Consider the following 1,238-nt stretch of genomic DNA (forward strand, 5'->3'; position numbering starts at 1 on the left):
GTCGGCTCCTCCGACATAAGTGGCGACGCGGACTCGGTTCGGCAAATGCTGCGTCCAGTACGTCGCCCGGCGCCGGCCCACCCACGAATCCCAGTCCACGCCGTAGTGCAACAGCAACAGCAGTCGCTCGGCCACGTTCTCCACACCGTGCAGCTGTGGGAGGCCTGCGGGAGCGGCAGCGAGCCAGCGGTCGGTCGGCGTGCTCATGCGTGCGCCTTGCTGCGAGGCGGTGTGGTGGCCAACAGCGCCAACGCCCACCATCGGTCGACGTGGCGGTACGGGGACAGGTGATCCCAGTCCTCGAAGATCGCCGGCCACCGACGCGCCGGCACTGTGCGTAGCACTGCATACGGGGCTGCGCTCTCGCCGAGCATGCGTTCGCCGAAGCCGTGAGAGCGCAGTCGGCGCATCGCGGCAGCTGCTGCGACATCGCGATCCGACCACGGCAAGCAGGTGTCTTCGACAGCAACGGCACCCCATCGGGCGTGCGGCAGGATGTGTTTGCGGGCCGGGCGACGCAACGGCACCACCAGCGCGATCTCCGACGTCAACGGTGCCGACAAGGTCCGGGCCAGGCGCGGCTGCGTCAGTTCGGTCATCGCCGGCGCGGTGGTGATCAGATGCATTCGGGTTCGCAGCTCCGAGGTCTGATACGCCCACCGGCACGGTGTGCAGAGACCTTTCTCTGCCGGAGCCTTCCACGAGTCGAATGCGGTGAAGGTCCGTGAGATCGCCGACCGCGCGGGCTCGATCGGTGTGTCGGCCTTCGCGCAGCGCGCACACCGTCCCCTCTGCAGTGAGTCCTTCTCAGATGAACGATTCGTCGATGCGAACGCCGCCTCTACGACCTCCACGCACGAGGTCACCTCCTGTAGTTTTTCTTTCATCACGCTCGTCCTCCTGTGCAGGTGCCCCGAGTCGGATCGGCTTCGAGGCCTTACATACACAGGAAGATCCGCCCGACGGGCCGCGTGTGACAACAACGCCAGAAATACTCATCGAGCACCCAGGGAAGCGGCAGAGATATGAGTGGCACCCCTCGCGCGGACGGGCTCGATCTGACCACACTGCGCGCACTGCGGCGCCCGCGCCCGAACCTGGCCGCGATCAAAGAGCGCATCGAGGAACACCTCGACAATCACGACGGATATCTCGCCTTCTCCGGCGGCAAAGATTCACTCGTCGCCCTGCACCTGACCACAGCGGTCGAGCCGAACATTCCTGTCGTCTTCTTCGAT

Annotated in this window: 3 protein-coding genes; 1 reads left to right on the forward strand and 2 read right to left on the reverse strand. The window is 65.6% G+C overall.

Translation table 11 applies throughout. The features are described from left to right. Nucleotides 1-207, reverse strand: a 207-nt coding sequence (locus ACIQ2D_RS22155) for a cupin domain-containing protein (protein WP_402867433.1), incomplete at its 3' end; no start/stop codon positions are given. Then, the gene (locus ACIQ2D_RS22160) at nt 204-887 is read right to left on the reverse strand and encodes a hypothetical protein (protein WP_402867434.1); all 684 of its coding nucleotides are present in this window, start codon (nt 885-887) and stop codon (nt 204-206) included. The genes ACIQ2D_RS22155 and ACIQ2D_RS22160, both read right to left, overlap by 4 nt. 138 nt (nt 888-1,025) lie before the next feature. Between ACIQ2D_RS22160 and ACIQ2D_RS22165 the strand changes: the two genes are divergently transcribed. Next, on the forward strand, nt 1,026-1,238 hold a 213-nt coding region (locus ACIQ2D_RS22165; RefSeq protein ID WP_402867435.1), incomplete at its 3' end, for a phosphoadenosine phosphosulfate reductase domain-containing protein.

This window comes from Lysinibacillus sp. NPDC097287, from assembly GCF_044761695.1.
Classification (GTDB): Bacteria; Bacillota; Bacilli; order Bacillales_A; family Planococcaceae; genus Lysinibacillus.

Coding starts and splice junctions, on each gene's coding strand:
- ACIQ2D_RS22160 (WP_402867434.1), bottom strand. CDS start 887: ATGAAAGAAAAACTACAGGAGGTGACCTCGTGCGTGGAGGTCGTAGAG.